Origin of the sequence: Methanobrevibacter sp. (genome assembly GCF_030539555.1) — an archaeon.
Classification (GTDB): domain Archaea; phylum Methanobacteriota; class Methanobacteria; order Methanobacteriales; family Methanobacteriaceae; genus Methanocatella.
Map to the genome: position 1 here is coordinate 2,553 of NZ_JAUNXX010000118.1, position 261 is coordinate 2,813.

Consider the following 261-nt stretch of genomic DNA (forward strand, 5'->3'; position numbering starts at 1 on the left):
ATTTTATGATTATTTTATGAATGAGATTCTTTTTAAATGTGAAAATAAACCGTTTTTAATAAATGAAAATTCAGGAATTATGCCTAATTTCAACAACATTGACTCCAGTCTTGCATATAAAATTGCAAGCATTCACACAAACCCGTATTCTGGAGAACACCACTATGGAAGCCCTATAAGAGAGGATTTTACAATTTTAGAAAATGTTAAAAAGCTGGACCATGTTGTTGTATTAACTGAAGGCTTAAAAGAGGATTTGGT

The 261-nt window shown here is 30.3% G+C and carries 1 protein-coding gene; it reads left to right on the plus strand.

Going from position 1 to position 261, the window contains the following annotated elements:
- Positions 1-16: 16 nt before the first annotated feature.
- The coding region (locus Q4Q55_RS10210; RefSeq protein WP_303372696.1) for a hypothetical protein at positions 17-261 on the plus strand (245 nt) is incomplete at its 3' end.